General features: G+C 68.5%; 10 protein-coding genes. 2 read left to right on the plus strand and 8 right to left on the minus strand.

The window, feature by feature from the left end; translation table 11 throughout:
* Positions 1–2: 2 nt before the first annotated feature.
* From DBO33_RS15585 to DBO33_RS15600, 4 genes are read right to left on the minus strand one after another with little or no spacing between them, the layout of a single operon-like run.
* A complete protein-coding gene (locus DBO33_RS15585) occupies positions 3–746 on the minus strand; it encodes a PAS and ANTAR domain-containing protein (RefSeq protein WP_407670512.1) in 744 nt (247 codons plus the stop codon).
* 22 nt (positions 747–768) lie between these two features.
* On the minus strand, positions 769–1,542 hold the full coding sequence (locus DBO33_RS15590; RefSeq protein WP_107655681.1) for a MerR family transcriptional regulator: 774 nt from the start codon (positions 1,540–1,542) through the stop codon (positions 769–771).
* Between the two features lie 18 nt (positions 1,543–1,560).
* A complete protein-coding gene (locus tag DBO33_RS15595) occupies positions 1,561–2,406 on the minus strand; it encodes an alpha/beta hydrolase (RefSeq protein ID WP_199856647.1) in 846 nt (281 codons plus the stop codon).
* A gap of 51 nt (positions 2,407–2,457) precedes the next feature.
* Positions 2,458–5,226: an outer membrane protein assembly factor BamB family protein gene (locus DBO33_RS15600; protein ID WP_107660302.1), complete on the minus strand. Its 2,769-nt coding sequence runs from the start codon at positions 5,224–5,226 to the stop codon at positions 2,458–2,460.
* A gap of 174 nt (positions 5,227–5,400) precedes the next feature.
* Here DBO33_RS15600 and hrpB point away from each other — a divergent pair, with 174 nt between their 5' ends.
* Positions 5,401–7,842: an ATP-dependent helicase HrpB gene (gene hrpB, locus DBO33_RS15605; RefSeq protein ID WP_199856648.1), complete on the plus strand. Its 2,442-nt coding sequence runs from the start codon at positions 5,401–5,403 to the stop codon at positions 7,840–7,842.
* Between the two features lie 131 nt (positions 7,843–7,973).
* Here the strand turns inward: hrpB and DBO33_RS15610 are convergent, their stop codons facing one another.
* From DBO33_RS15610 to DBO33_RS15625, 4 genes are all read right to left on the minus strand, one after another.
* Complete coding sequence (locus tag DBO33_RS15610) at positions 7,974–8,420, minus strand: SRPBCC family protein (protein ID WP_107655683.1); 447 nt, start codon at positions 8,418–8,420, stop codon at positions 7,974–7,976.
* Positions 8,417–8,812, minus strand: a complete 396-nt coding sequence (locus DBO33_RS15615; RefSeq protein WP_107655684.1) for a nuclear transport factor 2 family protein — start codon at positions 8,810–8,812, stop codon at positions 8,417–8,419. The genes DBO33_RS15610 and DBO33_RS15615 overlap by 4 nt, the downstream gene beginning before the upstream one ends.
* Before the next feature lie 106 nt (positions 8,813–8,918).
* Complete coding sequence (locus tag DBO33_RS15620) at positions 8,919–11,765, minus strand: AfsR/SARP family transcriptional regulator (protein ID WP_107655685.1); 2,847 nt, start codon at positions 11,763–11,765, stop codon at positions 8,919–8,921.
* Between the two features lie 39 nt (positions 11,766–11,804).
* Positions 11,805–12,656: a phytanoyl-CoA dioxygenase family protein gene (locus DBO33_RS15625; RefSeq protein ID WP_107655686.1), complete on the minus strand. Its 852-nt coding sequence runs from the start codon at positions 12,654–12,656 to the stop codon at positions 11,805–11,807.
* Between the two features lie 240 nt (positions 12,657–12,896).
* Here DBO33_RS15625 and DBO33_RS15630 point away from each other — a divergent pair, with 240 nt between their 5' ends.
* Positions 12,897–14,564: a bifunctional 3'-5' exonuclease/DNA polymerase gene (locus DBO33_RS15630; RefSeq protein WP_107655687.1), complete on the plus strand. Its 1,668-nt coding sequence runs from the start codon at positions 12,897–12,899 to the stop codon at positions 14,562–14,564.
* The last annotated feature ends 19 nt before the right edge of the window (positions 14,565–14,583 follow it).

The raw sequence follows: 14,583 nt of genomic DNA on the forward strand, positions 1-14,583 counted from the left end.
CGTCAGCGATGACGGGTGGACGTTTCGTGCGCCTGCGTGTGCACAGTCAGTAGGAGGCGGTCGAAGGTGGTGCGTTGGGGGAGGGGGCCGCCGCCCATCGCGGTGATCGCGGTGACGAGCAGTTCTGCCAGTTGGCGCAGCTTGGTGTTGGTTTCCTGGGAGCGCCATTGCAGGACGCGGAAGGCCTGTTCGGCGTTGATGCCGTACACGAGCATCAGTGCGCCCTTTGCTTGTTCGATCACCTCGCGGGCCTTGATGAGGTCGGGCAGCAGCTCCTCGGCGAATTCCCGCCGTCCCTGTTCGACGGAGTCGCTCACATCGACGTAATACCCGGTGGTACCGACCACCGCGCCGTCCTCGTCGAGCAGCCGGTCACCGACCACGATCACCGAATGCACCTCGCCCGCAGTGTCGATGATCCGGTGTTTACTACAGAACGGCTGGCCGGTACCGATCGCCTCGGCCAGCGTGGCGGCGACCTGCGCCCGATCCTCCGGATGTTCGTGCGAGAGCACCAATTCGGTCGTCAACACCACCGCCCCGGGCTCGTACCCATGCATCACCGCCACTTCGTCCGACCACTCCCACCGCTGGTCCGCAAACCAAAAGCGAAAGCTGCCAACACTTTGCGGCCGACCCGCAACCCGCCCGAGCGCATCCGCACACTCCCGACCGCCCTGCCCGAACTCCGTCACAACGCCAACTATCGAAGCGAACCACCCCCTGCCGCGAGGGTCCAAGGTCACCAACAACCGTTGGCGCGGTGCGTCATCGCGGCGGGTCTACCCGTTCGAGCTTCGTCCAGCCCGTCCAACCGCGCTCGCGCAGTAGCTCGATCAGGCGGTGGGCGGGTGGGGCCGTGTCTAGGGCAAGGGTGTCCAGGAGGGTGGCCAGGGCGGGGTCGATGTTGCCGCCGATGTATTCGTCGCCGTGCTGGTCGGCTAGTTGGGTGAGGTAGGTGGATATTTTGTCGACCAGGTGGATGAGGATTGGGTCGTTGTCGGTGTGGTCGAGGGCCTGGCTGAGGGTCAGGTAGAAGTCGATCAGTGGGGCATCGGCGAGTTGGGTTTGTTTGCGGGCCATCAACTCTGGGATTCGGTCGGGGGAGTGGGCGGATAGGGGGATCCAGCCGTCTCGTTCGACCTCGATTATGCGTTCGTCGACACCGAGTGCCCGGAGGTGGTCGAGAAAGTCGACTACCTCCGGCGGTAGAGCCAGGCTTTCTCCGGCGGTGAGGCGGGCGATGCGGTGTCGGTGTTGTTGGCGCAACTCGATTTCCGCTTGTAGGCGCTTATCTATCTCCGCGACTGCTGCTGCGAATTCTTGTTCGCCTGCCTGGAGTAGTTCTCGGACGCGCGCCAGCGGAACGCCGGCCTCGGCGAGGGTTCGGATCTTGATCAGGTCGACTACGGCGGCGGCGTCGTAGCTGCGATAGCCGGAGTGGTCCCGTGCCGGTTCCGGCAGTAGCCCTTTGGCGTGGTAATGGCGGACCGCGCGCACCGTTACGCCGGCGTAAGACGCGAGCTTGCCGATGGTGAGCATCGGACCAGTCTTCCTGAATTACGAAGCCGGTCGAGCGGCGGGAGTATGGGCAGTCCGGATGATGTGGGCGACGTCCTGCGCGTGCGTGACTACCAGTCCGTGGGTGGCGTCGAGCTCGGAGATGGCAATATCCGGTCGCTCCCGGACGAGCCGGTCCATACCCGCTCGCCAGAGCCGATTGTGCCGCGGTACCCGCCCTTCGCTGCTGTCGCCGGCCATCGCGGTCGCCATGATCAGGTGGATGGGGCGGTCGATCTTGCGGTAGAGGTCCAAGATTCCGGCCCCGACCACATCGATCTCGAGGTCTATTCCGGATCGGATCACATCCAGTTCGAGATTGAGGTCGAGGATTTGCTGGGCGGTGAGCAATACCTGATGCGGGGTCCCCTTGATGGTCTCCTGCCGAGTCGCCACGTATTCCCACAGTGCGCGGAATTCCGGCAGGTCGGCCTGGGTGATGAACGGTGCGGGCAGCGGATTCGCTCCGTCGATGATGATGAGCCCGCCGACGGTGCCGGGATATTCGGCGGCGTAATGCAGGATGAGGTCCGCGCCGTACGAGTGGCCCGCGAGCGAGGGGGCGGTGGGCAGGTCCAGGCGTCCTATTGCTGCCATCACGGCCGCGAAGTCGCCGAGGAATGTGTCGAAGGAGTACCGGACCGCGGGCGAGGAATAGCCGTGGCCCCGCAGGTCGAAGGTGAAGACGTCGAAGTCGCGCCGCAACAGTTCGACGAGTTCGCATAGTTCGGCCTGGGTCGAGGTGAGACCAGGGCACAGCACCAGCGGCCGACCTTCGCCGCCCCGGGTCACCGGAATGGTGACACTGTCGTGGCGGACGGTGAATTGTTCGGTTTTCGTAATCATGCCGACCATGGTGGATGGTTGACCCTGGGTCAAGGTCAAGCTGATTTCGGCTCAGGTTCCGGAACGCTCGGCAGGGCGGCGGGCCAGGGCGTGCAGGGTGCCGTCGGTGGTGAGAGCGAACAACCAGTCGCCGGTGACCGACATGGCCGAGGTGACCGCGCTGCCGAAGTTGTACTGGTTCACCAGCTTTCCGGTGGCGCGGTCGAGCGCGACCAGGCGCCCGTCCCAAGTGCCCGCGTAGACAACGGTTTCGGTGGTCAGTACGTGCATGGCGGGGGCGTTCGGCGCGGCGGTGCAGCCTGCGGCGACGCGGGCGGGGTCGTCGAGTGGACCGGTGCCCGGTAGGTAGCCGACTCCGGTTTCCCACACCGGCTTAGCAGGATCAGGTGCCTGTGTGTCGAACGCGCGGACTTTGCCATCGATGGATGCGACATAGACCAGCTGCCCGCGAGTCGCCGGAGCGGTCACCGGAGGAGGTCCGGGTTCGCAAGCGCTGCCGGGGGTTTCGGCGTGCCAGAGTGCTCGTCCGTCGCGCGGGTGGTGGCCGGTCACGCCACCGGCCGTCATGGTGATCACCTGACGATCGTCGTCGGTGAGCGCGGGGGCGGAGTGGCTGAACAGTCCGCCCGCGGTGTCGACGGAGTAGCGCCGGGTACAGGTGGTCAGGTCCATCGCGATAAGGGTTTGGCTGGAGCCCGAGTGGAGGTAGGCCACCTTCGCGTCCTTGCCGCGCACCGCGGTGCTGTGGAACTCGCCCCACCCCGCCGGTGCGGTGAAGCCGCCGCGGAGCCGCTCCCCGGAAGTAGCGTCGCGGCAGACGATTTGGTCGTACTGCTGATACACCGCGACCGTGCGCTGCTCGGGCAGCTCGAAGACGCTCACCGGACCGCCGGCCCTACCGTAACGGCGCACGGTCTGACCGACGCGGTGCTCGTCATCGATCGTCTGCCACGCCACGGAACCGGTTTTCACGTCCAGCGCGTACACCCGGCCGACGCCGGTGGTCAGGTACACGCGACCACCTTGCACGGTCGGGAAGGACTCCGCATCGCCGTCCAGGTAGGTCCGCCACAGTTCGCGACCGGTATCGCGGTCGTAGGCCAGCACCTGGTGATACGGCGAGGCGAAGGCCTGGGACGTCACGACCACGGTGTCACCGACCACGGCGGCCCCATTGAGGTGGAACTGCTCGCCGGTATCGGCCGACCACCGCTGGTCCAGCACGGCACCCGGGTCGCCGGCTGCGGCGGATCCGCCCGATTCGGCACCGCCCTGGCGAGGCCAGTCCGCTCCGGAAGCGGGCGCCGCCTGGTCCGCAACCCCGAAAGTTCCTTGTACGACAGGCCATGGCTGACCCGCGGTATCGATCGAAGTCACCTCGATCCGGTACTTTCCCGGTCGTAGATCCGGGATACTGTCATGTGCCGCAGTCCAATTGGCGCGCACGGATGGGCACGGCTCGGCCTGCCCGCCGGGTGGGGTATAGCAATTCACCCTGCCGGGCCGCGCATTGCTCGCGCCGAACCGCAGCTCCGCCCGCCACACCTCGCCGCCACCGTCGTCGCGCACCCGGACCTGCGCGTTCGCCGGAGTCCGTCCGGCGTCTTCGACATGGAGGTCCACCGGGACCGGCGCACCACCGCGCTGCACGCTGTCGGGCGCGGGACTCACCAGCGCCGTCCGGTCGCGCACGAAGAACTGCCGGTGCGTGCCGGACACATAGCCGACGTCCTCGTTCGCCGCCGTCGCGCGATCATCGGTGATGCCCGCGAAGTCCAACAGCTGGTAACCGGGCCGCGCACCGTCGATGCCGTAGGTGGCGCCCATGTTGTTCACCTCCACCGAGCGGGCGAAGGCGCCGCGACGAAACTCGCTCTGCTGGTTGTGGCCTGCGGCGAACATTCGGACGTCGTACCGGGCGAGCTCGTCCATGGTCGGCTGGATCGCTTCTCCCGCACCGTATTTGGTGAACAGTGACCGGTGGGCGAAGACGAATACCTGTTTACCGACGGCATGGCGTTGCAAATCCTCACGCAGCCAGCGAAGTTGGGGTGCCAGCCCGGAGGTGTCGTAGTTGTTCTCCAACACCACGATATGACGGCCGTTGCGGTCGAAGCTGTACCACTCCGGCCCCATGTTGCGCCGGTAGACCTCCATGCTCGCGGCGTAACCGGTCGCGGTCCCGGTGCTGCCCGCGTCGTGATTGCCCATCACCGGATAGAACGGGCGGCCGAAGCGTCCTTTGGTCAAGCCGCTGCGCAGGATGTCGTAGCTGCCTTGGCGGCGTTCGGGAGCGGTGTAGTCGGTGACGGTGAGGTCGCCGGTCGCGATGGCGACGGTGGCCTCCCGGTTGCGTGCCATCGCCTCGACCTGCCCGGTCCACTGGGCCCGCGTGGCAGCGGCGGAGGCGTCGCTGCGGTTGTCGGTTTCGCTGTCGGACAACATCATCCACGTCTCGCGTGGATCGGCCGCGTGCTTGTCGGGAACCAGGGCGAAGTCGATACCGTCCTGCCGGGGTGTGCCCTCGTCGAGCGCGCGGAAGTAGCGGGGGACCGAATCCTCGCGCAGTGCCGGGGTGTAGCCGTCCGGCGAGACGACCTGGACCAGATCGGTTTCCCGGCGCTTCGGATCTATGCGCAGCCGGTAGTCACCGTCCTTGCCGGTCTTCGCCCAGACGGAGCCGTCGGTGACCGACACATCCGGCAAGCCCGGCTCGCCGCTGTCGCGAACACCATTGCCGTTCTGATCGTTGAAGACCGTGCCGCGCGCCTCGGTCGAGGCGTCTGCCGCCCCGTATGCCGGTCCCGTCGCGGTGATCATTGTGAGGATGATGAACAGACATAGCAGGCATTTCCGCACGGAAATAACGCTAGGGGACCGGTGACGGCGATGCGGCCGTGTCTCGCTACAGTTCGCCCGCTGTACCGCCGATGTTCCCTTCGCGCTGTAGGCAGCGAACAGCCGCCGAGTACGTGCGAGGCAGACTGTTCGGTAATGAAACTGCCTGAACTTCCCGATCTGCCGGTCCGCGGCGCGCTCGACCACATCGTCGCGACGTTGGCCGAGCGCGAGACCGCGGTGCTGGTCGCGCCGCCGGGGACCGGGAAAACGACCTTGGTGCCGTTGGCGTTGGCCGCGGGGACCGGCGGGCGGGTGCTGGTGGCGGAGCCGCGACGGTTGGCGGCTCGGGCCGCGGCGGGGCGGATGGCTGCGTTGCTGGGGGAGTCGGTCGGCGAGACCGTCGGGTACTCGGTCCGCGGGGATCGGCGAGTCGGGAAACAGACCCGCATCGAGGTCGTCACGTCGGGGTTACTGGTGCGACGGTTGCAGGGCGATCCCGAGTTGGCGGGCGTGGACGTTGTTGTCCTCGACGAATGTCATGAACGGCATCTCGACGCGGACCTTCTGCTGGCGTTGCTGCTCGACGCGCGGGCCGGGTTACGGCCGGATCTGCGGGTGCTGGCGACCTCGGCGACCGTTGCGGCGGACCGGCTTTCGGTGCTGCTGGGCGGAGCACCGGTGCTGGAGGTTCAGGGTCGGGCTTATCCGGTTGATCTGACGTATGTTCCGCCGCTACCCCGGGAACGGGTGGAAGCGCAGGTCGCGCGCGCCACCCGGGCTGCGCTCACCGGCACCGAGGGTGACGTGCTCGTCTTCCTGCCCGGTGCCGCCGAAATACGCCGGACGACAGCACTTCTCAGCGACGTGAACGGGGTGGACGTGGTTCCGTTGCACGGCAGGCTTTCCGCCGCCGGGCAGGACACGGCGTTGCGGCCCGGGTCGCGGCGTCGCGTGGTGTTGTCCACGGCCGTAGCGGAGTCCAGTTTGACGGTCCCCGGTGTGCGTGCGGTGGTGGATTCGGGACTGGCTCGGGTGCCACGCATCGATCGCGGACGTGGGCTGTCCGGCCTTGCGACAGTTCGAGTTTCGGCGGCGGTGGCCGAGCAGCGGGCCGGTCGAGCCGGGCGTGAAGCGCCGGGGCGAGTATGGCGATGCTGGCCGGAACACGAACACAGCACGCTGCCCGCCTATCCCGAGCCGGAGATTCGAACGGCGGATCTGACGCGGCTGGCATTGGAGCTGGCCTGCTGGGGCACGGCCGACGGCCACGGCCTCGCCTGGTGGGATGCCCCGCCGCCCGGCGGGTTGGCGGCGGGCCGAGAGGTGTTGCGCGCGTTGGGAGCCGTGGACGACGACGGCGCGGTGACCGACCGTGGGCGGCGCATCGCCCGGATCGGGTTGCATCCCCGGTTGGCGCGGGCGCTGCTCGACGGAGCGCCCGTGGTCGGTGCGCGGGCCGCCGCGGAAGTGGTCACCGTACTCGACGACGACACGCTCATCGCCGGAGTCGATCTGGCCGCCGGTCTGCGGGTGCTGCGCCGCGAGCGACCGGCGCGCTGGCAGCGTGAGGTCGAACGACTGGCCCGCTTGGTCGATGCGTCGGACGGCGCGGACGACCCGGCTTTCCTGGTGGCACTGGCTCATCCGGAGCGCCTGGCGCGCCGCCGCAGTGCGGGATCGGCGAGCTATCTCATGGTCGGCGGTACCGCGGTGACACTGCCGCACGGTTCGGGACTGGGTGATGCGGAGTGGCTGGCGGTCGGTGTCGCGACTCGCGATCCGGGTCGTTCCGACGGCTGGATCCGGTCGGCCGCGGTCGCCGATGAACAACTGGCCCGCCGTGCCGCGTCGAACCTGCTGACGACCGCCGAGGAAGTCGATTGGATAGATGGTGAGGTGGTCGCCCGGCGAATCGAACGACTGGGCGCGATCATGTTGTCGGAGAAACGGATCCGTGATCCCGACCGCGAGTTGCTCAGCGCTGCGGTGCATCGCGGACTGAGCTCGACCGGCCTTGGCCTGCTGCGCTGGGATGCCGACGCCATCGCCCTACGACAACGCCTCGAATTCCTGCACCGCACCCTCGGCACCCCGTGGCCCGCGGTGGACGACGAGTCGCTCCTCACCGCCGCCGACACCTGGCTCGGCCCCGAACTCGCCACCGCCCGCAGCCGCGCCGACCTCGCCCGCATCGACGCAGGCCAAGCCCTGCGCCGCCTACTGCCCTGGCCGGACGCCACCCGCATAGACGAACTGGCACCCGAACGCCTCGCCGTCCCCTCCGGCAGCCGCCCTCGCCTCGACTACTCCACCGACCCGCCGGTCCTCGCGGTCAAGGTGCAGGAAGTCTTCGGCTGGACCGAAGCCCCCCGCCTGGCCGACGGCCGCGTCCCAATCGTGCTACACCTGCTCTCCCCCGCCCAACGCCCAGTCGCCGTCACCGCCGACCTGGCCTCGTTCTGGCACACCGGTTGGCCCCAGGTCCGCGCCGACCTCCGCGGCCGCTACCCCAAACACGCCTGGCCCGAAGACCCCACCACCGTCCCCGCCCACCGCGGCACCGCCCGCAACGCGACCGGCCGACCACGGGGTTGAGCACTCGCCGCGAGCGAGCTCTGTGCTGGCGATGCGGGCCGCCCTCGGAGGTGCTCCCGCGGTCGAATCCTTCGGACTTCGGGCACCACTGAGTCTCGCCGCAGCACAGTAGCTTCCCGCCCAGAGTTGGCTTATCCGCCATCCGACTCGATCAGGTCACGCAGGGTCGCCAGGTCGCGAGACAGGTTGCGCCGCAACATGTATGCGAGCAGGGGCCCGAACGCGCGCTGCATACCGTGTGGCGTGACGCGCAGTTCGAGACGGACCAGGCACAGGTCAGGTGCCAACGGACGCACTGAACGTGCCCCTTCAGCGTCTGCGCCGGACGTGGTGCGCCAGGTCATTCGAACACCGGGATCGACGGTGCGGACCTCACCGTCGTTGTGCCAGGTTCGGCCGGCGAGCCGGAGTTCCTCGGCGGTTCGCGTGCCGGGCGTGGCGATGCCCGGCGGGTCCGCGGTCATCGCGACAACTCCGGTGCGCCAGGCAGTGTCGTTGGTGTAGTCGGCGAGCAACGACCAGACGGTCGAGGCCGGCCGGTCGATCACCGTCTCCGCGCTCAGGTCGAAGGTTTTCATCGCCGCACCGCCAGCGCCGTCAGCATGGCCGGGGTATCGATGTAAGCGTCGTAACCGGCGATCAGTCCGTCGCGCACGTGCCAGACATGGACCTCCGGCAGGTCGAACGCGATGCCATCCGGAATGGTCATGCCGGTGGTGCGGCCGACCTGCACCACGGCGTCACCCGCGGCGAACAGCTGCTCGGAGATCACCGTGCTGTCGATGTGCGCGAGCAGGGTGGTGAAGAACCGCACCGCGCCGGCGTGTCCGTGATGGTGGCCGCCCCATGGCAGTTCATCGGCCTGATTGATGTCGATGTCGGGGGCGAACAAGCGTGGGATCACGCCGAAATCGCGGGTGTCGAAGGCTCGATACACCTGCGCTATGAGGTCGAGGCTGGAAGGCGGCATGGTTGAGGTTCCTTGGTCGCGTCGGCTCGAGTGGCACAGGGGGTGACCGCTCGAATCCACTGTCGCGCCCGGCCGTTTCAATACCGCTACAAAGGAGCACCTGTGGTCAGCGCGTGCCAGCGGACTGTACGAGAGACACCATCTCCGCCCAGGTCATCCGCCTGCCCGCTTCCTCGGCGACACGGCGTTGCTCCTCGTTCAGGGACCGTTCCATCCGGTCGATGAGATCGGGATGAGCGAAGTGCAGATAGCGGCGCGGATCCGCGCCGACCCGTGCGGAGTGATGGAGGGCGGCCGCGCGAAGCTGAACCGCCGACTGAGGCGACGCCAACACCAGCAACGCGTAGGCGCCGGCATGAACGGCACCCAGCGCGTCGGCGATATTCGACTGTGCCGCAAAGACCTTCAGCGCTCGGTCGATGGCGGCGACGGCCGCACGCGCCGCGGCGGTGTCGTCCACCGACGTCAGAATCGACCAGGCCAGTGCGACGTCGGCCATGCCTTGACACCATAGGTGGCCGCATTCCGCACTGAGTTGCCGAGCAGCACGTAAGTAGCCGACACCCTCGATACGATTGCCCGCCAACAACATTGCGATGCCCTGCCCGAACTGAGCGCAGCCGCGGATCCAGTCCGGTGTCGGCAGCCGATCGACTTCGGCGACGAGCCGATCGGCCGCCACCCGCGTCGCCGCCGCGTCACCGAGCGCGCTCACCGCGATAGCCCGATACATCAACCCGTGTAACCACAGCTCCCGCTCGGCATCGGCCTTGCCGAGCAGCTCGAGCGCGGCGTCGGCCCGAGCAACCGCTTCGTGCGGGTCGCCCGCGTGAAAGGACACGATGGACAGTGCGAGCAGCCCACGCACCCGATCCAGGCCTGCGGCGTCCCCGGCCGCGGCGAGCGATTTCAGGATGAAATTGCGTCCCTCTACCAGAACGCCGAGGCTGCTCCACGCGAAGTGCAATGCCGCCGCGGTCCGGAGCGCCGCCACCGGGCAATGCTCGAGGTCGTGTTCGAGTGCGGACTTGATATTGGGCAATTCGGCGGCGAGGGCCCGGTAGGCCGTGCCCGCGTGGTGCCCGGTCAACAACGCGGACTGTTCGGCCACGAATCCGCGCACCCAGCTCGCGTGCGCGGCCCGCGTCGCCTTCGGGTCGGGATCGGTGACCCGGCAGTACCGGCGCATGGTTTCCAGCAGCCGGTAGCGCGGCCCGTCGGGGCCGATATCCGCGGTGATGACCGAGCGGTCGAGCAACGACGCCAGCGTGGCGAGCACCCCGGTATCGGTTTCGATCGGGCGGACGGCTTCGGCGGCCTGCCAGGTGCAGCCGCCCTCGAACGGCCACAGCCGCAACAACATCGCCCGATCGGTCTCCGCGAGATGCTCGACGCTCCAGCCGATCGCGGCTTGCAGGCTGGCATGGCGCGACAGCGATCCGCGCGGAGTCGGTCCGAGCACATCCATGCGGTCGTGGATGTGTGCGGCGATCCCGCGCAGGCCCAGCGTCCGTTCCCGGGCGGCCGCGAGTTCGATCGCCAGCGGCAACCCGTCGACCGTTGTGCAGATCTCCCGCGCGGCCGTCAGATCCGAGTCCTCGGGTTGCCATCCCGGCCGGGCGGCGCGCACCCGATCGAGCAATAACCGGACCGCGGCACCGTCTGTCCCGTCCGCCGCGCGGACCGGCAGCGGCTCCAGCACCAGCACCTGTTCGCCGTCGATGCCGAGGGGTTGTCTGCTGGTCGCCAGGATGCGCAGTTCTGGACAGCTGTTCAGCAACAGGATGGTCAGTTCCGCGACGGGTCCGATGAGGTGTTCGCAGTTGTCGAGCACCAGCAGCCCCGGTCGCAAGGTCAGCGCGCGGCGCACCAGCATGGCCGGGTCTCCGGTGACATGGACCAGACCGAGTGCGGTGGCGACCGCGACAACGACGCCGTCCGGATCGTGCACATCACCCAGCCGCACCAGCCACCGGTCCGTCGTATTCCCTTCCGTGGCACAGTATTCGACGGCCAACCGGGTTTTGCCGATCCCCGCCGATCCGACCAGGCTGACCAGCCGTCCCGTCGACACCAGTGCACGGATCTGTGCCAACTCCGCGCGGCGCCCGACGAACGAGGACAGTGGGCGCGGGATGACCTGCCGCTCCGGCGAGACCGCCACACCTGCCGGAACAGGCGGTGGCGCAGGCGATTCGACCAGCAAGAGCTGTGGGTCGTGATCGAGCATGCGCTGCTCCAGCTTGCGCAAGGCCGGGCCGGGTTCGACGCCGAGCTCGTCGACCAGTAGCTCTCGTACCCGGCGGAGCTCGGCCAGCGCCTGCGCCTGCCGACCGCTGCGGTACAGGCCCAGCGCGAGCAATTCCCACCGCCGTTCCCGAAACGGTGTCGCGGTGACCGCCTCGATCAGATCGGCCACCGCCGCGGCCGTGTGCCCGCCGGCCAGGCGCGCCGCCTGCAGCTCTTCGACCGCGACGTCGCGCAGCTCGACCAGCCGTGCGCGTTCGGCCGAAAGCAATGGGGCGTCATCCAATTCGAGCCACGGCAGGCCTCGCCACAACGCCAGCGCCGCATCGAAGCAGCGCGCTGCGGCCTCGGTCTCCGCCGCTGTGAGCAGCCTTACCCCCTGCGCGACCAGATCCGCGAATCGATTGCTGTCGGTCCACTCCGGCGGCACCGCGAGCTGATAGCCGAACTCACTGCGCCGCAGGCACTCCCGTGCGTCAGGACCGATCGCCGTGCGCAGCCGCGACGCGATCACCCGCATCGTCGCGACGGCCTGCTGCGGTTGCTCCGCCGCCCACACCAGCTCGGCCACTGCCGCATCGGGCACCGGACGCCCCACCGTCGTAGCGAGCGCCGCCAGGAATCGCCGCGGCACCCGGCCACCCAGGTCGACGACGCGGCCGTCCACCTCGACCACCAGCGGCCCGAGCACCCGGACAAACAGCACGTCCCGAGCGTAACCGGCGAGGCTCAGACACGGGCTTTCTCAGAGTTGGCCATCGGCTTCCAGGAGGCGTTTGGGGTGCATGCCGTCGACCTGGCCGATGAATGGTGGATGGATGCTGTAGCCGAGCATGCGGCGGATGTCCTCCGACACGGCGCGCACGGTGTCGCGGGTGATCGACAGTGTGAAGGCCTCTTGGGGGCGCAACCACGGTTCGCAGTATTGGGCGGTGACCGCCAAGCGCGGAAGCTGGGTGCCGTTGGCGCCGCCGCCGTGCCACAGGGTGCCGAGAAAGAACACGCATGAGCCGGCCCGCATCACCACGGGTTCGCGCTCCGACTCCTCGGGCATGCGATGGCCCCAGCGGTGACTGCCCGCAATGACGTCAGTGGCGCCGTTGTCGGCCGTGAAATCATCGATCGCCCAGATCGTCGCCGCGCCCAGCGCGGCACGCGGGCGAGGCAGCGGGTAGAAGCCGTCGTCGGTGTGCAGCATCTGTGCCCGCTCGCCGGGGAGGATGTTGATCACCTGCAGCATCGACAACAGGTAGTTCGGCAGCAGCAGCCGATCGAGCAACGCCAGGATTCGGGGATGGTCCGCGATCCGATCGCAGGTGCGGGTCTTGTTCAACACGCTGTACACCCGCTGGGTGGTCGGTCCCTCGAACCTGTTCCGGCCGCGCCGATCCAGCAGCGGCGCTACCGCTTCGCGGATTTCGTCGAGCTCGGGCGGGGTGAGCAGATCGGGCAGAATCACGTAGCCGTCGCGCTCGACCGCGGCCAGATCCGCATCGACGGTCGACGTGTCGATGTGTAAGCCGCTGCTCGCGGTCCGGCGATAGGTTCCCGCCAAGTCGCCTCCCAAGTCTGCCAACGACGACACTTCGCTGTTCATAGCGGCTCCTCGGGAACATGACTGAATTCGTTGATGATTCGACTGTGGCACGCGCACCGCTTCGTCGCCTACCACTTCGCAGACCCGCTGGCTCCGGACCTGCTAGATCGCATCAGATCCCCGCACAAATCTGGCTCTTGACCGCCGCGGCCCCCGGAATCGTCTGAGTAACAGGAGCGGACACGCGGCTCAGGACCGCTGTCGGGCGTTCGTGTCGGACCTCGGTGCAAGACTCTGGACGTGCGATGGGCGGTGGCGGAGACGGGTGACGGGGGCGCTCGGCTGTGTCCGCTCGATCAGGACGGGCGGCCTGCGGGGCCGGTGGTGCGGGAGGCGTCGCTGGTCGAGGCGGTGCGGGCGCGGCCGGAGGTCGAGCGGTGGGTGTGGCGGTCGACGGCGGAGATTTATCGGTCGTTGCTGGCAGCTGGGGTGCGGGTCGAGCGGTGTTATGACGTGCAGGCGGCGGAGGCGCTGCTGATCGGGCATGAGGAGGGGCAGTCGGGTCAGGCGCGGTCGCTGGCTGCCGCCTGGGCGCGGCTGCACCGGCTGCCGGTTCCGGCGGATGCGCCTGCGCGGGCGGCGGAGACGCAGCCGTCGTTGTTCGAGTCGGGTCCGGTGCCGCTGCCGCCGGGCACGGACGAGTTCACGGCGCTGCTCGAGGTGTATCAGGGGCAGCTCGCCCGGACGGCGAAGACTGAACATCCGGAGCGGATGCGGCTGCTCGTCGCCGCCGAGTCGGCGGGCATGCTGGTGGCCGCGGAGATGTCGCGAGCCGGGATCCCGTGGCGCGCCGACGTGCACCGCGAACTGCTCGACAAGTTGCTGGGGGAGCGCTTTCCCGGCGGGCTGGAACCGCGCCGGATGGCGGAGCTGGCCGACGAGGTGTCGCGGGCCTTCGGGACGGGCGTGCGGGTCCGGCCGGATCTGCCCAACGACATCATCAAAGCCTTCGCCCGCGCCGGAATCTTCTTGTCCTCCACTCGGAAATGGGAGCTCCAGCAGATCGATCACCCGGCGGTGGCGCCGCTGCTGGCCTACAAGTCGCTCTATCGGCTGCACACCGCCAACGGCTGGTCCTGGCTCGAACAGTGGGTGCACGACGGCCGCTTCCGCCCCGAATACCAGCCCGGCGGCACGGTTTCCGGCCGCTGGACCACCAATGGTGGTGGCGCGCTACAGATCCCGAAGGTGATCCGGCAGGCGATCCGCGCCGACCCGGGCTGGACGCTGGTGGTCGCGGACGCCGACCAGATGGAGCCGCGCGTCCTCGCCGCGATCTCGCGCGACCCGGGACTAATGGAGGTCGCCGGTCGCGGCGACGACCTCTACGCCGGCCTGGCGGCCCGGGCCTTCGGCGGCGACCGCGCCCTCGCCAAAATCGCTCTGCTGGGCGCCATTTACGGCCAGACCTCCGGTGACGCGCTCACTCACATGGCCGAACTCCGGCGGCGCTACCCGGCGGCGGTGGCCTATGTCGACGAGGCGGCGCGCGCCGGTGAGGAGGGGCGGCTGGTGCGCACGTGGCTGGGTCGTACCTGCCCGCCGGTGTCCGCCGCCGACCAAGCCGACCTACCGCAGGAGGAGGTCAGGGGCTACGGCAGCACCGCCGCAGCGCGCGCTCGTGGCCGCTTCACTCGCAATTTCGTGGTGCAGGGCAGCGCCGCCGACTGGGCACTGCTGGTGCTGGCGGGCCCGCGGCAGGCCATGACCCAGGCCGGGCGCCGGGCGGAACTGGTCTTCTTCCAGCACGACGAGGTCATCGTGCATTGCCCGGTGGAAGAGTCTGCGACGGTCGCCGCAGCCATCGCCACCGCGGCCGAGAACGCGGGCCGAATCGTCTTCGGGCCGACGCCGGTACGGTTCCCGTTCACGACGGCGGTCGTGGAATGCTACTGGGACGCGAAGTGAAGATATTGCTAACTTGGCC

The sequence above is a fragment of the Nocardia suismassiliense genome, from assembly GCF_900269665.1.
Lineage (GTDB): Bacteria > Actinomycetota > Actinomycetes > Mycobacteriales > Mycobacteriaceae > Nocardia > Nocardia suismassiliense.